The organism is Mesonia aestuariivivens (assembly GCF_019311235.1).
Taxonomy (GTDB): Bacteria; Bacteroidota; Bacteroidia; order Flavobacteriales; family Flavobacteriaceae; genus Mesonia; species Mesonia aestuariivivens.
The window spans coordinates 84,032-100,858 of sequence record NZ_JAHWDF010000011.1 but is presented as its reverse complement, the minus strand read 5'-3'; the positions used below and the strand labels follow the sequence as shown (position 1 = coordinate 100,858).

Below are 16,827 nucleotides of genomic sequence, written 5' to 3'. Positions count from 1 at the left end.
TGTGTAGTTGATGAGTAATTGAGAATAAATTTATAATTATGAGTAAGCAATATTTCAAATTCGAAGAATTAATAATGTATCAAAAAGCATTAGAATTTGGAGATATGGTTTATAGTCAGATTAAAGAATTTCCTAAAGAAGAAACTTACCGTTTAGGTTCCCAGTTTATTAGAGCAGCAGATTCTATAGCTTTAAATATTGCTGAGGGTTCGTCAAGCACACACCCTAATTTTAATAGGTATTTACAAATAGCTTGGGATAGTGCTCACGAATGTGTAGTATGTAGTTCGAAAGCAGTAAGAAGAGATTTTATTTCTAAAGAAACTGATGAAGATAATAGACAGAGAATAATGGAATTGTCAAAAATGATCACCTCTTATAAAAATTATCTTAAAAAGAAGATAAATGAAAAATAACTCAAAAACTAAGAAACTTTTAAACTCAGAAACTATTCCTCAACATATGCTCTCGCTCGATCCTTTTAGTCAATGGCTGGGTATTGAGATTGTTGAGGTTCGTGAGGGTTATTGCAAAGTAAAAATGAAGGTGAGAAAAGAGATGCTTAACAGCATGAGAAAAGCTCACGGCGGCATCACGTACTCACTGGCAGACACCGCTTTTGGTTTTGCTACGAATACCTATGGCAATAAAGCGGTTTCAATAGAAACCTCGATTAATCATATAGAACCTCTAGAAGAAGGAGATGTCATTATTGCAGAATCTGATGTGAAAAGTCAAAAAAATAAGCTCGGTTTTTATATAGTAGAAATTAAAAAAGGAGATCTGTTGGTGGCGCTGTTTAAAGGCGTTACTTATAAAACCAATGAAAAATGGAAGTAAAACGTCAGGCTTTTGTGAGTCGTTTTTTGTTTTGCCATTTCGAATGGGGTGGAGAAATAAAAAAGGAAAAGTTTCAAATATATTCATGAACGCAATCAAAACTGAACTCAAGAGTAATCCTTGGCGTAAAATAAAAAATAGCAAAACATATAATTTAGATGAAAAAGCAGAACCTAAAAACATTACATTTTTCATTCAAAATTCAAAATTTATAATAAAATGAAGGCATACATCATAGACGGAATTAGAACACCTATCGGTAATTATAAAGGAACATTATCTCCTGTAAGAACTGATGATTTAGGAGCTTTGGTTATTAAAGAAATTGTCAAACGAAACCCTAATATTCCTAAAGAAGCTTACGACGATGTCATCTTAGGTTGTGCCAATCAAGCGGGAGAAGATAATAGAAACGTAGCTAGAATGTGTTCTTTATTGGCAGGATTACCCTATTCTGTTCCTGGAGAAACAGTAAATAGGCTTTGTAGTAGCGGACTTTCAGCGATTATTCACGCCAACCGTGCTATCAAAGCAGGTGACGGAGACATTTTTATTTCTGGTGGCGTTGAGCATATGACACGCGGACCTTACGCTGTTACTAAACCCTCAAGTGCTTTTGGTAACGATGCTAAAATGTATGATACTAGTTTCGGTTGGCGATTCGTCAACCCAAAAATGCACGAAATGTATGGTACCGATGGGATGGGCGTTACGGCAGAAAATCTAGTAGATAAATATAAAATTTCAAGAGAAGATCAAGATACCTTTGCGTATTGGAGTCAGATGAAAGCGAGTAAAGCCCAAGGAAATGGTCGTTTAGGAAAGGAAATAGTGACGGTAGAAATTCCGCAGCGAAAAAAAGATCCTATTCAATTCAGTAACGATGAATTTATTAAGCCATCTACTTCAAAAGAAATCTTGGCAAAATTACGTCCAGCTTTTCGTAAAGAAGGCGGAAGCGTTACTGCAGGAAATTCTTCAGGATTAAATGATGGAGCTGCCGCCACCATTATTGCTTCAGAAAAAGCTGTAGAAAAATACGGTCTAAAACCGATGGCGAAAATTTTAAGCTCAGCAGTAGTTGGGGTAGAACCAAGAATTATGGGGATTGGTCCCGTGCAAGCTTCCAACAAAGCGCTAGAAAAAGCAGGCTTAACGATGGATGATATGGATATAATTGAACTAAATGAAGCTTTTGCAGCGCAAGCTTTAGCTTGTATTCGTGAATGGGGTTTAAAAGATAATGATCCACGATTAAATCCAAATGGAGGCGCCATAGCAATTGGACATCCACTAGGCGTAACAGGAGCAAGGTTAGCATATTCCGCAGCCTTAGAATTGCAATTAACTGGTAAAAAATACGCTTTAATCACGATGTGTGTAGGTGTTGGTCAAGGTTATGCTGCCGTGATTGAAAATGTTTCGGCTTAGGTAGAAAATTTGAAGTTCAGAATTTCACCTCGAGCGGAGTCGAGAAGTCAAACACAAAACAAATAAAAATGCAAAAAACACAACACTATATTTTAGGACAATGGGTCGATGGTCAAGGGGAAGGAACTCCAATTCTTGATGCTGTAACCGGAGAACATTTTACCAACATCACTACAGAAGGGATCGACGCTCCAGAAGTACTTCAATACGCAAGACTTAAAGGAGAAACGCTTCGAAAAATGACTTTTCAAGAACGCGGTAATATGTTGAAGAAATTAGCATTTCATCTTCAGAAACACAAGCGTTCTTTTTACGAAATTAGTTTTCGAAGTGGAGCAACTAAAGTTGATAGCTGGATAGATATAGAAGGAGGTTTTGGTAATTTATTTGCCAATGCTTCCCTCCGTAAATTGTTTCCTAATCAGCCTTTTGATGTAGAAGGTGAACCAATAGATTTATCGCGAGGAGGTAAATTTATGGCGCATCACATTTTGGTGCCTAAAACAGGAGTTGCTGTTCATATAAATGCATTTAACTTCCCAGTTTGGGGAATGCTAGAAAAATGTGCTGTCAATTGGATGGCAGGAATGCCGGCCGTCGTATTACCAGCACCACAAAGTGCCTATTTAACCGAAGCCGTCGTGAAAGTAATTATAGAGTCAGGAATTTTACCTGAAGGAGCTTTGCAGCTTATTAGCGGAACTAAAAAAGATATCTTCGATACCATTGAATCTCAAGATGTAGTCACCTTTACGGGTTCTGCAGCGACTGGGCGACAACTAAAAACACATCCTCGATTAATAGAAGAATCAGTTCCGTTTACGATGGAAGCCGATTCTCTTAATGCTTGTATTTTGGGTGAAGATGCTGTTCCCGGAACGCCGGAATTCAACCTCTTTATCAAAGAGGTTCGCAATGAAATGACGGTGAAGTGTGGACAAAAATGTACCGCCATTAGAAGAATTATCGTTCCAGAAAAGTTAGTCGAAGATGTACAAATTGCGTTAGGGCAAGCGCTTGGTAAGGTGGTCTATGGCGATCCTCGTTTAAAAGAGGTGAGAATGGGAACTTTAATCGATAAAAAACAAGTAGAAAGCGTTAAGCAACAAGTGCAAGAAATTGCTAAAACGGCAGCTATCGTGTATGGTGATTTTGAAGACGGAAAGGCGATGGGAGCCGATTTTGAAAAAGGAGCTTTTATGAAACCTATTTTGTTACGAGAAGATCATCCTTTTAAAAATGAAGCATCACACATTACTGAAGCTTTTGGTCCGGTAAGTACCCTAATGCCGTATAAAGATTTAAATGAAGCGATTCAGCTTGCTCGAAAAGGAAAAGGTTCTTTGGTAAGTTCAATTGCTACAAATGACAATAAAATTGCTACAAAATATACCGTACAAGCAGCTACGCATCACGGTCGTATTTTAGTGTTGAATAGAGAAAGCGCTAAGCAAAGTACAGGTCACGGTTCGCCACTGCCTAATCTTGTTCACGGTGGTCCTGGACGAGCAGGAGGCGGAGAAGAAATGGGAGGTAAACGCGGAATCAAACATTATATGCAGCGTTGTGCGATTCAAGGTTCACCAACCACGCTAACTGAAATTACGGGTATTTATCAACCTAATGCCGATTATAAAAAAGCAGACAAACATCCGTTTGCATATCATTGGGAAGATATTAAGCTAGGAATGTCGCTACAAACGCATAATCGAACAATTACCGATACCGATATTGTTAATTTCGGAAATATAACTTGGGATCATTTTTATGCGCATACCGACATTACCTCGCTAGAAGGAAGTATTTTTGAACAGCGAACCGCTCACGGGTATTTTATTATTTCTGCCGCAGCAGGATTATTTGTCTATCCAAATAAAGGTCCGGTCGCTGCAAATTACGGATTAGAAGAGATTCGATTTTTGCGTCCAATGTATCATAACGATACCATTAATGTGCGATTAACTTGTAAGCAAAAAGTAGATCGTGACCAAAAAGGAAAAGAATTACCGAGCGGAATTGTAAAATGGTATGTGGAAGTTTTTGATGTAAATGCAACTGACGACGAAGAAAAACTTGTGGCTATTGCCACCATTTTAACAATGGTACAAAAGAAGCAAACCACATTTATAGAAATTACCGATAAGGTATTTGAAAAAGCTTTAAATGAGTTAACAAAAGAAACTCAGCCGGCTTGGGGAATTATGACTCCACAGCATATGTTAGAACATTTGGAAGATAGTTATAGAATTGCTTCAGGTGAAATTCAAGATTTTGAAATTGCCACTCCAGAAGATAAATTAGAAATGGTACAAGAAACCTTGTGGAACTATAAGCCAATGCCGAAAAATTTTAATTTCCCATTTTATAAAGAAGGAGAATTGTTCGAGTTGAAACATAAAGATTTGTCTACGGCAAAAGAAAAATTAAAAGAAGCAAAAGAGCAATACGAAAATTACTTTCAAGAAAATCCGGAAGCAATTACAAAAAATGCTGTTTTTGGCGAGCTCAACAAATTTGAATGGAAATTGATGCACCGAAAGCATATAAATCACCATTTTGAACAGTTTGGATTATTAGAAAGATAAATTGTGTTAGGGATAGCAGTGGAAATCCCGCAAGCTCGCGTTAGCGAGATGAGGAATTGAAGCGAATAGCCCGACCCGTAAGGAAACACCAAAAAAATATAAATACAAAAAGCGATTTTATGAGTACAGAAGAAGCATACGTAAAGAAATATATAGAAAATAAAATAGCAACGATAGAATTTTTTCATCCTGCACATAATAGTTTACCAGGAAATATTTTAGCTGAACTAGCCGATACGATTACCGAAGTAGGACAAAATGATGAGGTATTAGTCATTATATTAAAATCTGGCGGCGATCGTACCTTTTGTGCGGGAGCAAGTTTTACGGAACTCATTTCAATTAACGATGAGCAAACTGGCGAACAATTTTTTATGGGTTTTGCCAATGTTATTAATGCGATGCGTAAATGTCCGAAATTTATAATTGGTCGCGTACAAGGTAAAACTGTTGGAGGTGGAGTAGGTTTAGCCTCTGCAATGGATTATTGTATGGCAAATAAATTTGCGGCCATTAAGCTAAGTGAATTAAATATAGGTATAGGTCCGTTTGTCGTTGGTCCGGCCGTAGAACGTAAATTAGGCGTAAGCGGAATGTCACAAATCGCCATCGATGCCAATTCATTCTATTCACCAGAGTGGGCAAAACAAAAAGGATTGTTCGCACAAGTTTATGAAAGCACAGAAGAATTAGATGAAGCTATTAAAGAATTTGCTCAAAATTTATGTAATTATAATCCAGAAGCCGTTAAAGAAATGAAGCAAATGTTTTGGCGCGGTACCGAAGATTGGGATGAGTTGCTCAACGAACGCGCAAAAATTAGCGGCCGCTTAGTATTAAGCGATTTTACCAAAAAGAAGTTAGAGAAATATCAATAGAGGAGAGAGGTTAGGCGTGAGAGGTGAGTAGCTTTAAATATAGCAGAAGGCTCAGTTAGTAGTGATGCAAATTTTATTCGCTATTTAAAAATAGCTTGGGGTAGTTGTCACGAATGTGTTGCGGCATCAACTAAAGCTAGACTTCGAAATTATATTGACTTTGAACAAGATGGAAACGAATAGGAAATATATTACAGAAATATCTAAAATGATTTCATTCTTAATCAGACATATAAAAAATAAATAATCTCAACACTCACCACTAAAAACTAAAATACTAATTTATGATTTATTCATTTAAAGGACATATTCCCGTGGTTCACAAAAGCAGTTTTGTACATCCACTAGCTGCGGTCACGGGTAATGTAATTATTGGTAAAGATTGTTACATAGGTCCGGGAGCTGCTATTCGTGGGGACTGGGGAGAAATTATTTTAGAAGATGGCGTAAATGTGCAAGAAAACTGTACCGTACATATGTTTCCTGGTAAAAGTATTGTCCTTAAAAAAGGAGCGCACGTTGGTCACGGAGCAATTATTCACGGAGCCAATTTAGGTGAAAATTGCTTGATTGGAATGAATTCCGTAATTATGGATGATGCTGAAATTGGTGATGAATGTATTGTAGGCGCAATGGCTTTTGTAAAAGCAGCAACTAAAATCTCGAAACGAAGTTTAGTGGTAGGTAATCCTGCAAAAGTGATAAAACAAGTTTCAGATGAAATGATCGCTTGGAAAACTGCCGGAACAAAACTTTACCAGCGTTTACCTAGTGATTGTCACGAAAGTTTAAGAGCAGTAGAGCCTCTACGAGAAATCCCAAAAGATCGTCCCCAACAAGAGAACTTTTACAATACCTTAAATGAGTTTAGGGAAAAATAAGGTTAAATTTAAAGAGCAATTTCAAAAAAAGGAATATCCAAAGATGAAAGAAATTGAAATAAAGCTCCCTAAAATGGGAGAAAGTATTGCAGAAGGAACAATAATTAGCTGGTCGGTTGCTGTTGGAGATGAAGTAGAGCAAGACCAAACTATTCTTGAAATCGCTACCGATAAAGTAGATTCTGAAGTGCCTGCTACAGCAGATGGAACAATCACAGAGCTATTGGTGCAATCCGATGAGGTAGTGAAAGTGGGGCAAGTAATTGCAAAAATGACTGTGGGAGCAACGCAGTCTCCGAAAAAAGCAGTACCTGCAAAAACAGCTAAAAAAGAAGCCCCGAAGAAAACCGCCCCAAAAGCTGCAAAAAAACAAACGGCATCTTCAGGATTAAGTTCATCTTCAAGTTATCAAGTCAATTCAAATCAAAATACATTTTTTTCACCTTTAGTGGTGAGTATCGCTAAGCAGCACCATATTAGTTTTGAAGAACTAGCAAGAATTCCAGCAACAGGAAACGATGGGCGATTACGAAAAAGCGATATTTTTAATTATATAGAAGAAGGTCGTCCTGCACAGTTTGCACAACCAGTCCCAGAAGCATCAGGATTTCAGGTTCCCGATTTAAAATTAGATAAAGGCAAAGGCAAGATTGTAGAGATGGACCGTATGCGCCAAATGATTGCCGATCATATGGTGTATTCTAAACATACCTCGCCACACGTTACTGCTTATGTAGAAGCTGATTTGACCGATATGGTAAATTGGAGAAATAGTAATAAAAAGGCTTTTCAAGAAAAATATGGAGAGCGACTCACATTCACGCCACTTTTTGTAGAAGCCGTGGCAAAAGCAGTTAAGGATTTTCCGATGATCAATGTTTCGGTAGATGGAAAACAAATTATTGTTAAAGAAGATATCAATATAGGAATGGCAACAGCATTACCAAGTGGAAATTTAATTGTTCCGGTGGTAAAAAATGCCGATCAAAAAGAGTTAGAAACAATTGCTGCGGAAGTAAATGCGCTAGCTGAAAAAGCAAGAAATAACAAACTGAAACACGATGAAACCAGCGGAAGTACGTTTACCATTTCTAACGTAGGAACTTTTGGTAGTTTAATGGGGACACCAATTATCAATCAGCCTGAAGTTGGTATTCTTGCTACGGGAATTATCAAAAAACGAGCTGAGGTAATGGAATATGAAGAAGGCGATAAAATAGAAATTAGACACATGATGTATTTATCACTTTCATTTGATCATCGCGTGGTCGATGGCTTTTTAGGAGGAAGCTTCTTAAAAAGAGTAGCTGATTATTTTGAAGATTTTAAAGCAGATCGAAAAATATAAATAAAATTGTCACCCTGAACTTGATTCAGGGTATCGTCATAGGTTGAAAATGAATTAGGATGTGATGCTGAATCAAGTTCAGCATGACGCGATAATTGAAGTCGGAATTTTAAGGCTTCATTCAAAATTTAAAATTAATGAAAATTTCAAAAGATATACTAAAAAAAGCCTTTCGTAACCTCTGTACCGCTAAAGCGATGACCGAGTTGTATGAAGAAAATTTTAAGGTAGTTTCAAAATATGTACACGCTACTTCTCGCGGACATGAAGTCATTCAAACCGCGGTGGGGATGCAGTTATTACCGCAAGATTATGTATTTCCTTACTATAGAGACGATTCTATTTTATTGTCTATTGGGATGGAGCCTAAAGATTTAATGCTGCAATTATTGGCTAAAAAAAGCGATCCTTTTTCTGGTGGAAGAACGTATTATTCACATCCAAGTTTACGAGACGAAGATAAACCTAAAATTCCGCATCAAAGCTCGGCGACAGGAATGCAAGCCATTCCCGCAACTGGTGTAGCGATGGGAATGCATTACCGCGAAAGCGGTAATCTATTTGAGGAAGATGAGAAATATGGGTTTTTAGTAAATCCATCAAACAATAAGGATAAAGATTCCCGTCTACACGGGAATATGCCCATCGTCGTATGTTCGTTAGGAGATGCCTGCGTGACCGAAGGAGAAATAGCCGAGGCTTTTCAAATGGCAGTCTTAAAGAAATTACCAATACTTTACGTAGTTCAAGATAATGGCTGGGATATTTCTGCTAACGAAAAAGAAACTCGAGCGCAAAACGCCGCAGAATATGCAAGAGGGTTTAACGGCTTAGAAGCCATTTCTATTGACGGTACTAATTTTGAAGAAAGTTATACCACGGTTAAAAATGCGATAGAAACGATTCGGGAAGAAAGAAGACCGATGCTTATTCACGCGAAAGTTCCGTTATTAAATCACCATACTTCTGGCGTACGAATGGAGTTTTATCGTGACGATTTAGAGGAAGCGAAAACAAGAGATCCTTTTCCGAAGATGAAAAAGTATTTATCGGAACATGGTTTTACCGCAGACGAAATTGAAGCGATAGATGCGTTGGCGCGTGTAAAAGTTAAAGAAGATTATCTAGAAGCTCAACAAGCAGACGATCCTTCACAAGAAGATTTATTCACCCACGATTTTGCGCCCACTACAATTACCGAAGAAAAGGGAGAACGTTCTCCTGAGAACGGCGAAAAAGTGGTTATGGTAGATTGCGCTTTGCACGCTATAGAAGAAATTATGCAGCACGATAAAACGTGTTTGCTTTACGGTCAAGATGTTGGCGGTAGACTAGGAGGTGTTTTTCGGGAGGCAGCAACTTTGGCGCAAAAATTTGGTGATAATCGCGTGTTTAACACTCCTATTCAAGAAGCCTTTATTGTAGGTTCTACGGTTGGAATGTCTGCGGTTGGCTTAAAACCAATTGTTGAAGTTCAGTTTGCAGATTATATTTGGCCGGGGCTAAATCAATTATTTACAGAAGTAAGTAGAAGCTGTTATTTGTCTAACGGAAAATGGCCGGTATCGATGGTATTGCGTGTTCCTATTGGAGCTTACGGCAGCGGCGGTCCTTATCATTCTTCCTCTGTAGAAAGTGTGGTGACCAATATTCGCGGACTCAAAATCGCCTACCCAAGTAATGGAGCTGATCTTAAAGGTTTATTGAAAGCAGCTTATCACGATCCTAATCCAGTAGTGATTTTTGAACATAAAGGCTTGTATTGGAGTAAAGTTCCTGGTACTAAAGGTGCCACTTCTATAGAACCTGCAGCAGATTACGTATTGCCTTTTGGAAAAGCTTGGGTGTTACAAGAAATCTGGAAGCAAGAAGGAAAAGAAACCATTTCTATTGTAACTTATGGAATGGGAGTGCATTGGGCAATGAATGCTTCCGAAGAATTAGGAATGCAAGATCAAATTGAAGTGATAGATTTGCGAACGCTTTCTCCGTTAGATGAAGAAACTATTATGAAATCGGTTAAGAAATGCGGTAAATGTTTGGTGGTTACTGAAGAGCCTTCTAATAACACTTTTGCTAGAGCACTTTCAGGTAAAATACAGGAAGAGTGTTTTAAATATTTAGACGCTCCAGTGATGACGATTGGTTCAGAAAATATGCCCGCAATCCCTTTAAATTCAACGTTAGAAGAAACCATGATTCCTTCTGCAGAAAAAGTAAAAAAGAAGATTGAAAAACTATTAGCTTATTAATTAATCTAGGTCTTAATAAAATTTGTCATTTATTAAACTTATGTGTTAACTAACAAGTTTTAATTATGTTGAAAATTTCAATGATAAATCGTTATAGTTCTTTTTAAGTTAATCTTCGTTAATTCTATTCTTAAGCTTAGTTAATGGTTTGATTAATAATAAAGAACATAGTTATCTTTAAATAAAAAACTATGGAATTTACAAAAGAAGTTGCTAAAAAATTGAATAACCTTTTATAAAAGAATTATGACGCAGAAAGAGGTTATAAAGATGCTGCTGAAAAAGTAGAAAATCCAACAATGAAAGATTTTCTTCAGAAACAAGCTCAAAAGCGTTACGATTTTGGACATGAGATTAAAACTGAAATCAAAAATTATGGTCAGGAGCCAGATAAAGGCGGAAGTGCATCAGGAACAGTACACCGTGCATGGATGGATTTAAAAGCAGCAGTTTCTTCAAGTAGTGAAGAACAAGTTATGGAAGAAGTGAAGCGTGGAGAACAAGCATCTTTAGATGAATACAATGAAGTAATTTCAGAAACAAGTTTGCCACCATCTGTAAAAACTATTTTAACCAATCAAAAAAATCAGATTGTCGAAGCGCAGCAAAGTGCGAAAAATTTTAAAGTGATTTCTTAAAAACGAATAAATTTTAATAAAAGAACCTCTTCATTTGGAGAGGTTTTTTTATGTTTAAAAAGTAATTTTTAATTTTTGCTTAACTTTTGCATAGAAATTTTGTGGATAAGTGCTATCTCCCATAAAAATATTAGTCATGTATTCTGCAGCTCTCTGTCCGTGTTTCTTTAATAGAATATTGCGTAATTTTTTTTGACCGTAGAAAAACTTAGCCAATTTTATGCCTGTTTCTAGTTCAGGGAGTAACTTTTTATTTACTTTATCTAAGTATAAAGCTTTGGCTTGCTCTATATTTAATTGACTTTCGACAATAGCTTGAGCTGCCATTACACCACTGGCAATGGCGTTTGAAATTCCTTCAGCGGTAATAGGGTCTGCAAAACCTGCAGCATCACCAGTAAGAAAAACATTCTTTTTAACGAACCCATCAGTGCGCGGAGAAGTAGGGATTATAAAACCGTGAGCTTCCTCACTTAAAACTTTATCTATGCCTAACAATTTGAGATACTCCTGATATGCTTTTTTTAAATTAACTTTTTTGCTAGACTTCTTAAAATTACCTACACCAACCGATAAATGATTTGCTTTAGGAAAACACCATCCATAACCTTGAGGAGCAGCATCAATATCAAATCTGGCCGATCCTGCCAATTTTTTAAAAGTTTCGTCACTTACCGTAATTTCATATTCTAATGCTGGAGACATTCTTCGGGTTTCTTCCCATCCCGCAAGTTTAGCTGTGGGGCTCAGGGCGCCATCGGCAGCAATAATAAATTTAGCTGCAATATTTCCTTGCGAAGTTTCTATTTGTGTATAATTATCATGAAATACTAAATTTTGAACTTTAGCATTTTCAAACAATTCAACACCTTCAGCTTGTGATTTTTTCACGATAAGATGATCAAATTGATCACGCATTACCATGCTAATAATAGGCTTTTCTCTTTTTGTTTTAAAGGAAAGATTTTTGGCGCCAAATAGAATAGTTACTTCATTAAATTTAATGTCGATCGCTTTATCTACTGAAAATGGCATATTTTTAAGTCCACGATACACAAAGCCACCTCCGCAAGTCTTGTAGCGCGGCAAAGTTTCTTTTTCAATTAGTATAGTTTTTAAGCCATTTTTAGCAGATTCATAGGCAGCAATTGCTCCAGAAGGACCACTTCCTATCACCGCAACGTCAAACATTTTATTCATTTGTATATAATCTAGAAAGCTAAAATAATATAAAAAAAATAGCCTCAGAAAATCCAAAGCTATTTTAATTTATTCAATTTTTATTTCATTTTGCTTCCTGGCGGATAGCGTTCTATAATTTTTTGAACCATTTCATTAATGCGTTCAATTTTATTTTTCATATCCATTGTTAGAGCGCCAGTTCCCATTCCTTGCCAAACTAATTCCATAGATTTCGCATCAATCAAGTCTATATACAAAGTTCCTTCGGTAGTTCTAGAAACTGTGTTGTAACCGTTGCCCCAAAACCAAGGATTCCAGCCCCAACCGTAACCGTAACCAAAATTATTTTGATAGATGTTTACGTTTTCTTGTGTTTTGGTGAAGATGCTCACCAATAAATCTGGGTTTTCAGATTTAGTAAATCCTTTAGCTGTCATTTCAGCTTCTATGGCACGTAAGATTCTTTTTTTATCTAAGTCAGATACATCAGCTTTATCAATTCCTGGTTTATAAAATGCAAAACTTTGGTACTGATTAAAATCGGCTTCACGGTCGTAATCTGTGGCTACTTTTACAGAACTACACGAAGTAAGAATCAAGAAGAAAGCTAAAGGCGCAAAAAAGTTTTTTATTTTCATAGCAATTTTATTTTAGGGCGTTCTGGCGGGCTCTCGCGAGTCGCTTTTTAAAATTCTTTTTCAGTAAAGAATTTTAAAAGAGCTTCAACAAATCGCTCCATCCCTAACGCGGGTTAATTTAGCAAGCTTGGATCTACTTTATTAGGTAAAGTAACTCTTAAATTAGGTTCTTTTTCCATCGCTCTTTTAATAGCAAAAATGGCTTCATCATTTCTTGCCCAAGATCTTCTAGAAATTCCGTTGTTTACATCCCAAAAAAGCATTGACTCTAAGCGTTTTGCAGCTTCTTTACTTCCATCAAGAAGCATACCAAATCCACCATTAATCACTTCACCCCAACCAACGCCGCCACCGTTGTGAATGCTTACCCAAGTAGCACCTCTAAAACTATCACCAATTACATTTTGTATAGCCATATCTGCAGTATATCGGCTACCATCATAAATATTAGAAGTCTCTCTGTAAGGAGAATCTGTACCAGAAACATCGTGATGATCTCTCCCTAAAACTATAGGACCAATTTTTTCGGCTTCAATCGCTTCATTAAAAGCTTTGGCAATTTTTATTCTTCCTTCAGCATCAGCGTATAATATTCGGGCTTGAGAACCCACGACGAGTTTATTTTCTTGTGCTCCTTTAATCCAAGTAATATTATCTTGCATTTGCTGCTGAATTTCTTCTGGAGCTTCTTTTTTTAATTCTTCTAAAACTGAAGTTGCTATTTTATCTGTTTTTAGTAAATCTTCAGCTTTACCAGAAGCACAAACCCATCTAAATGGGCCAAAGCCATAATCAAAACACATAGGTCCCATAATGTCTTGCACGTAGCTTGGGTATTTAAAATCTTTCCCATCTTCACGCATAATATCTGCACCGGCACGAGAAGCTTCCAATAAAAAAGCATTCCCGTAATCAAAGAAATAAGTTCCTTTGGCGGTATGTTTGTTAATGGCTTTAGCTTGACGCTTTAAACTACGTTGAACTTCTTTTTTAAACTGTTCTGGGTGATTAGCCATCATTTTGTTAGACTCTTCGTAAGAAAGTCCTACAGGATAGTAACCACCCGCCCAAGGATTGTGAAGGGAGGTTTGATCGCTTCCTAAATCAATATGTAAGTTTTCTTCATCAAATTTTTCCCAAACGTCTACGATATTTCCGGCATAGGCAATAGAAATAGTTTCTTTTTCTTTTTGTGCTTTTCTTACACGGTTCACCAACTCTGCAGTATCTTCAATTACTTCTTTTACCCAACCTTGGGAGTGACGAGTTTTTGTCGCTTTAGGGTTTACTTCTGCACAGACTGTAATACAACCAGCGATGTCACCTGCTTTAGGTTGAGCACCACTCATTCCGCCAAGACCAGAAGTTACAAAAAGACCGCCTTTAGGTTCCTTTTTTATTTTTCTGAATCCGTTAAGAACGGTAATAGTTGTGCCGTGTACAATACCTTGCGGGCCAATATACATATAACTACCCGCAGTCATTTGTCCGTATTGGGTTACTCCCAGCGCATTAAATTTTTCCCAATCGTCAGGTTTGGAGTAATTGGGAATCATCATTCCGTTGGTCACAACAACTCTTGGCGCATCTTTGTGTGAAGGGAATAAACCCATAGGATGACCGCTATACATCGCAAGCGTTTGCTCATCGGTCATTTCGGCTAAATATTTCATCGTTAATAAATACTGCGCCCAGTTTTGGAAAACCGCTCCGTTACCGCCATAGGTAATTAATTCGTGCGGATGTTGCGCTACAGCGTGATCCAAATTATTTTGAATCATAAGCATAATCGCTTTTGCTTGCTCACTTTTTCCGGGATACTCATCAATTGGACGTGCGTAGATTTTATAATCGGGACGAAAACGATGCATATAAATTCTGCCGTAGGTTTCTAATTCTTCTTTAAATTCAGGAATTAAGACAGCGTGATGTTGAGGTTCAAAATAACGCAAGGCATTTTGCAAGGCTAATTTTTTCTCATCTTCAGCTAAAATTTCTTTTCGCTTCGGCGCGTGATTTATGTTAGAATCGTATTCTTTTTTAGGAGGTAATTCGTTTGGAATTCCTTGTACTATTTTTTGCTGAAAGGTCATAAGTTCTTCGTCTTTTTGATCTTTTATTTATCAATCTCTATTTTTATCAAATCCGTAAGGGCAATGCCTACAACCGCTTTTGCAACAATAGCCACGTTTTAAATGATATTGTTTGGTAAAACAGCGGTAACCTTCGGGAGTTAGATAATAATCTCCTTCTTCTATAGGGATGCGTTTATTCATATCTCTTCAAAAATAAGGATTAAATATTGGAAATTTTAAAATTAACGACGACTATCATTGTTTAAATTATAATTTTGTGTTTTATCTAAAGAAGAATGAGCTTCAGTAAAATTGAAAAAATTAAAAACCCAATAGCAAACTCCACCACGCAACTTTTTATAAAGCGTGAAGATTTGCTTCATCCCTTTGTTTCTGGAAATAAGTTTAGAAAATTAAAATATAATCTACAAGAAGCAAAACATCAGAACAAGTCTACGATTGTGACTTTTGGAGGCGCTTATTCTAATCACATAGCAGCAACAGCCGCAGCCTGCAAAGAACGAGGCTTAAAAAGTGTAGGTGTGATTCGTGGGGAAGAATTGGGTCAAGATTTCGAAAAAACTCTTGCAGGAAATCCGACTTTGCAATTTGCCTCAAAATGCGGAATGACTTTTAAATTTATTACTAGAAATCAATACAGAGAAAAAGAGAATGAGTATTTTTTAGACTCTTTACAAGAAGAATTTCCTGATAGCTTTATAGTTCCAGAAGGAGGAACCAATCAACTAGCAATAAAAGGCTGTGAAGAGATTTTAACTAAAGAAGATAATCAGTTTGATGTGATTTGCTGTGCTGTGGGAACGGGAGGCACTATTGCTGGGATCATTAATTCTTCTCAAAAGCATCAAAAAATTTTAGGTTTTCCAGCGTTGAAAGGTGATTTTTTAACCAAAGAAATTGATAAATTTGCTAAAAAAAAGAACTATCAGTTAATAATAGATTATCATTTTGGCGGTTATGCTAAAGTAGATACAGCGTTAGTTGAATTTATGAATACGTTTACCACAGAAAACAACATTCCTCTAGATCCAATTTATACGGGTAAAATGATGTTTGGAGTTTTCGATCTATTAAAAAAAGAACAATTCACTAATAAAAAAGTGCTGCTCATTCATACCGGTGGTTTGCAAGGTATCGAAGGAATGAATCAAAAATTAGCAAAGAAAAATTTACCACTTATTAAATTATGAAAATTAGATTAATACTAAGTTTAGTCATTATCACTTTAATTCTTTCAGCCTGTGGTTCAAAGAAAAAGGTAAACGGGTACAATAAACGAAAAGGAGAAGTACGTAGAGAAAAAGTTGAACCTCCAAAATCATCAAAAGAAAATCTTCCTAAAAAAGTAACCGAAAGTAAATTGGAAGAAATTAATGAAACTGAAACTAACAAGCCAACTTTTAAAAATAATACAGAGCGTTACATTTATAATTTTGCGGCTATTGCTAAAGAAGAAATGAAGCTTTATGGGATTCCTGCTAGTATAACTTTGGCGCAAGGCGTGCTAGAGTCAAGTGCGGGACAAGGTGAATTAACTGTGAAATCTAACAATCATTTTGGAATTAAATGTAATGGTTGGCAGGGCGATAAAGTTTACCATGATGATGATGCGTTAGATGAATGTTTTAGAAAATATAATGATCCTAAATATTCGTTTAGAGATCATTCACTTTTTCTTACCGATCGCCGAAGATACGCCTCTTTATTTCAATTAGATAAAGACGATTACAAAGCTTGGGCTCGTGGATTAAAATCTGCAGGTTATGCAACAGATCCCAAATACCCTGCAAAATTAATTAGCATTATTGAGCGCTATGAGCTCCATAAATATGACGACGAAGTATTAGGTAATGCAAGTCGAAGAGGAAAAAAGAATGCAGAGGTGAAAAAAGATTATACCAGTATTCGCTACAACGTGAAAAGAGGTGATACTTTATATAGTATTTCTAGGCAATTTGGATTGACCGTAGAAGAACTAAAAAAAATGAACAATTTAAAATCTAATAATCTTGCTGTAGGACAGAAACTTTACGTGAAGTCTTTATAACAAAAATACCA

At 36.6% G+C, this 16,827-nt stretch carries 16 protein-coding genes and 1 pseudogene; 13 read left to right on the top strand and 4 right to left on the bottom strand.

Annotation, left to right across the window (positions count from 1 at the left end; translation table 11 throughout):
- Positions 1-38: 38 nt before the first annotated feature.
- The 11 genes and pseudogenes from KW502_RS11185 to KW502_RS11135 all read left to right on the top strand — a co-directional run.
- Positions 39-416: a four helix bundle protein gene (locus KW502_RS11185; RefSeq protein ID WP_219040643.1), complete on the top strand. Its 378-nt coding sequence runs from the start codon at positions 39-41 to the stop codon at positions 414-416.
- Complete coding sequence (locus tag KW502_RS11180) at positions 406-840, top strand: PaaI family thioesterase (protein ID WP_219040642.1); 435 nt, start codon at positions 406-408, stop codon at positions 838-840. Before KW502_RS11185 ends, KW502_RS11180 begins: the two co-directional genes overlap by 11 nt.
- Positions 824-1,063, top strand: coding sequence for a hypothetical protein (locus KW502_RS11175; protein WP_219040641.1), 240 nt, complete (start codon positions 824-826; stop codon positions 1,061-1,063). Before KW502_RS11180 ends, KW502_RS11175 begins: the two co-directional genes overlap by 17 nt.
- A complete protein-coding gene (locus KW502_RS11170; RefSeq protein WP_219040640.1) occupies positions 1,060-2,271 on the top strand; it encodes a 3-oxoadipyl-CoA thiolase in 1,212 nt (403 codons plus the stop codon). Before KW502_RS11175 ends, KW502_RS11170 begins: the two co-directional genes overlap by 4 nt.
- Before the next feature lie 68 nt (positions 2,272-2,339).
- Entirely contained in the window at positions 2,340-4,856 is a 2,517-nt protein-coding gene (paaZ, locus tag KW502_RS11165; protein ID WP_219040639.1) for a phenylacetic acid degradation bifunctional protein PaaZ, read from the top strand.
- A 119-nt stretch (positions 4,857-4,975) separates the two neighbouring features.
- Positions 4,976-5,734 (top strand): enoyl-CoA hydratase/isomerase family protein, encoded by a 759-nt coding sequence (locus tag KW502_RS11160; RefSeq protein ID WP_219040638.1) that lies wholly within the window; start codon positions 4,976-4,978, stop codon positions 5,732-5,734.
- A 39-nt stretch (positions 5,735-5,773) separates the two neighbouring features.
- Complete coding sequence (locus KW502_RS15410; protein ID WP_369412529.1) at positions 5,774-5,917, top strand: four helix bundle protein; 144 nt, start codon at positions 5,774-5,776, stop codon at positions 5,915-5,917.
- 101 nt (positions 5,918-6,018) lie between these two features.
- Entirely contained in the window at positions 6,019-6,615 is a 597-nt protein-coding gene (locus KW502_RS11150; protein WP_219040637.1) for an acyltransferase, read from the top strand.
- 43 nt (positions 6,616-6,658) lie between these two features.
- On the top strand, positions 6,659-7,963 hold the full coding sequence (locus KW502_RS11145; RefSeq protein ID WP_219040636.1) for a dihydrolipoamide acetyltransferase family protein: 1,305 nt from the start codon (positions 6,659-6,661) through the stop codon (positions 7,961-7,963).
- Positions 7,964-8,100: 137 nt separating this feature from the next.
- Positions 8,101-10,215, top strand: coding sequence for an alpha-ketoacid dehydrogenase subunit alpha/beta (locus KW502_RS11140; RefSeq protein ID WP_219040635.1), 2,115 nt, complete (start codon positions 8,101-8,103; stop codon positions 10,213-10,215).
- 251 nt (positions 10,216-10,466) lie between these two features.
- Positions 10,467-10,853 (top strand): annotated as a pseudogene (locus tag KW502_RS11135) (ferritin-like domain-containing protein); the annotation flags it as partial.
- 54 nt (positions 10,854-10,907) lie between these two features.
- Here KW502_RS11135 and KW502_RS11130 read toward each other — a convergent pair.
- The 4 genes from KW502_RS11130 to KW502_RS11115 form a co-directional block, all read right to left on the bottom strand.
- Positions 10,908-12,053: a geranylgeranyl reductase family protein gene (locus tag KW502_RS11130; RefSeq protein WP_219040634.1), complete on the bottom strand. Its 1,146-nt coding sequence runs from the start codon at positions 12,051-12,053 to the stop codon at positions 10,908-10,910.
- An 80-nt stretch (positions 12,054-12,133) separates the two neighbouring features.
- Positions 12,134-12,673 carry a DUF4136 domain-containing protein gene (locus KW502_RS11125; RefSeq protein WP_219040633.1) on the bottom strand — a complete coding sequence of 180 codons (540 nt, stop codon included), beginning with the start codon at positions 12,671-12,673 and terminating at the stop codon, positions 12,134-12,136.
- A 113-nt stretch (positions 12,674-12,786) separates the two neighbouring features.
- The gene (gene hutU, locus KW502_RS11120; RefSeq protein ID WP_219040632.1) at positions 12,787-14,766 is read right to left on the bottom strand and encodes a urocanate hydratase; all 1,980 of its coding nucleotides are present in this window, start codon (positions 14,764-14,766) and stop codon (positions 12,787-12,789) included.
- Between the two features lie 30 nt (positions 14,767-14,796).
- Positions 14,797-14,949: a C1orf53 family protein gene (locus KW502_RS11115; RefSeq protein WP_219040631.1), complete on the bottom strand. Its 153-nt coding sequence runs from the start codon at positions 14,947-14,949 to the stop codon at positions 14,797-14,799.
- 95 nt (positions 14,950-15,044) lie between these two features.
- Here KW502_RS11115 and KW502_RS11110 point away from each other — a divergent pair, with 95 nt between their 5' ends.
- Positions 15,045-15,959: a 1-aminocyclopropane-1-carboxylate deaminase/D-cysteine desulfhydrase gene (locus KW502_RS11110; RefSeq protein ID WP_219040630.1), complete on the top strand. Its 915-nt coding sequence runs from the start codon at positions 15,045-15,047 to the stop codon at positions 15,957-15,959.
- Complete coding sequence (locus KW502_RS11105) at positions 15,956-16,816, top strand: glucosaminidase domain-containing protein (protein WP_219040629.1); 861 nt, start codon at positions 15,956-15,958, stop codon at positions 16,814-16,816. Before KW502_RS11110 ends, KW502_RS11105 begins: the two co-directional genes overlap by 4 nt.
- The last annotated feature ends 11 nt before the right edge of the window (positions 16,817-16,827 follow it).

Coding starts and splice junctions, on each gene's coding strand:
- hutU (WP_219040632.1), bottom strand. CDS start 14,766: ATGACCTTTCAGCAAAAAATAGTACAAGGAATTCCAAACGAATTACCT.
- KW502_RS11105 (WP_219040629.1), top strand. CDS start 15,956: ATGAAAATTAGATTAATACTAAGTTTAGTCATTATCACTTTAATTCTT.
- KW502_RS11125 (WP_219040633.1), bottom strand. CDS start 12,673: ATGAAAATAAAAAACTTTTTTGCGCCTTTAGCTTTCTTCTTGATTCTT.
- paaZ (WP_219040639.1), top strand. CDS start 2,340: ATGCAAAAAACACAACACTATATTTTAGGACAATGGGTCGATGGTCAA.
- KW502_RS11140 (WP_219040635.1), top strand. CDS start 8,101: ATGAAAATTTCAAAAGATATACTAAAAAAAGCCTTTCGTAACCTCTGT.
- KW502_RS11160 (WP_219040638.1), top strand. CDS start 4,976: ATGAGTACAGAAGAAGCATACGTAAAGAAATATATAGAAAATAAAATA.
- KW502_RS11185 (WP_219040643.1), top strand. CDS start 39: ATGAGTAAGCAATATTTCAAATTCGAAGAATTAATAATGTATCAAAAA.
- KW502_RS11150 (WP_219040637.1), top strand. CDS start 6,019: ATGATTTATTCATTTAAAGGACATATTCCCGTGGTTCACAAAAGCAGT.
- KW502_RS11130 (WP_219040634.1), bottom strand. CDS start 12,053: ATGAATAAAATGTTTGACGTTGCGGTGATAGGAAGTGGTCCTTCTGGA.
- KW502_RS11180 (WP_219040642.1), top strand. CDS start 406: ATGAAAAATAACTCAAAAACTAAGAAACTTTTAAACTCAGAAACTATT.
- KW502_RS11110 (WP_219040630.1), top strand. CDS start 15,045: ATGAGCTTCAGTAAAATTGAAAAAATTAAAAACCCAATAGCAAACTCC.
- KW502_RS11115 (WP_219040631.1), bottom strand. CDS start 14,949: ATGAATAAACGCATCCCTATAGAAGAAGGAGATTATTATCTAACTCCC.
- KW502_RS11170 (WP_219040640.1), top strand. CDS start 1,060: ATGAAGGCATACATCATAGACGGAATTAGAACACCTATCGGTAATTAT.
- KW502_RS11175 (WP_219040641.1), top strand. CDS start 824: ATGAAAAATGGAAGTAAAACGTCAGGCTTTTGTGAGTCGTTTTTTGTT.
- KW502_RS11145 (WP_219040636.1), top strand. CDS start 6,659: ATGAAAGAAATTGAAATAAAGCTCCCTAAAATGGGAGAAAGTATTGCA.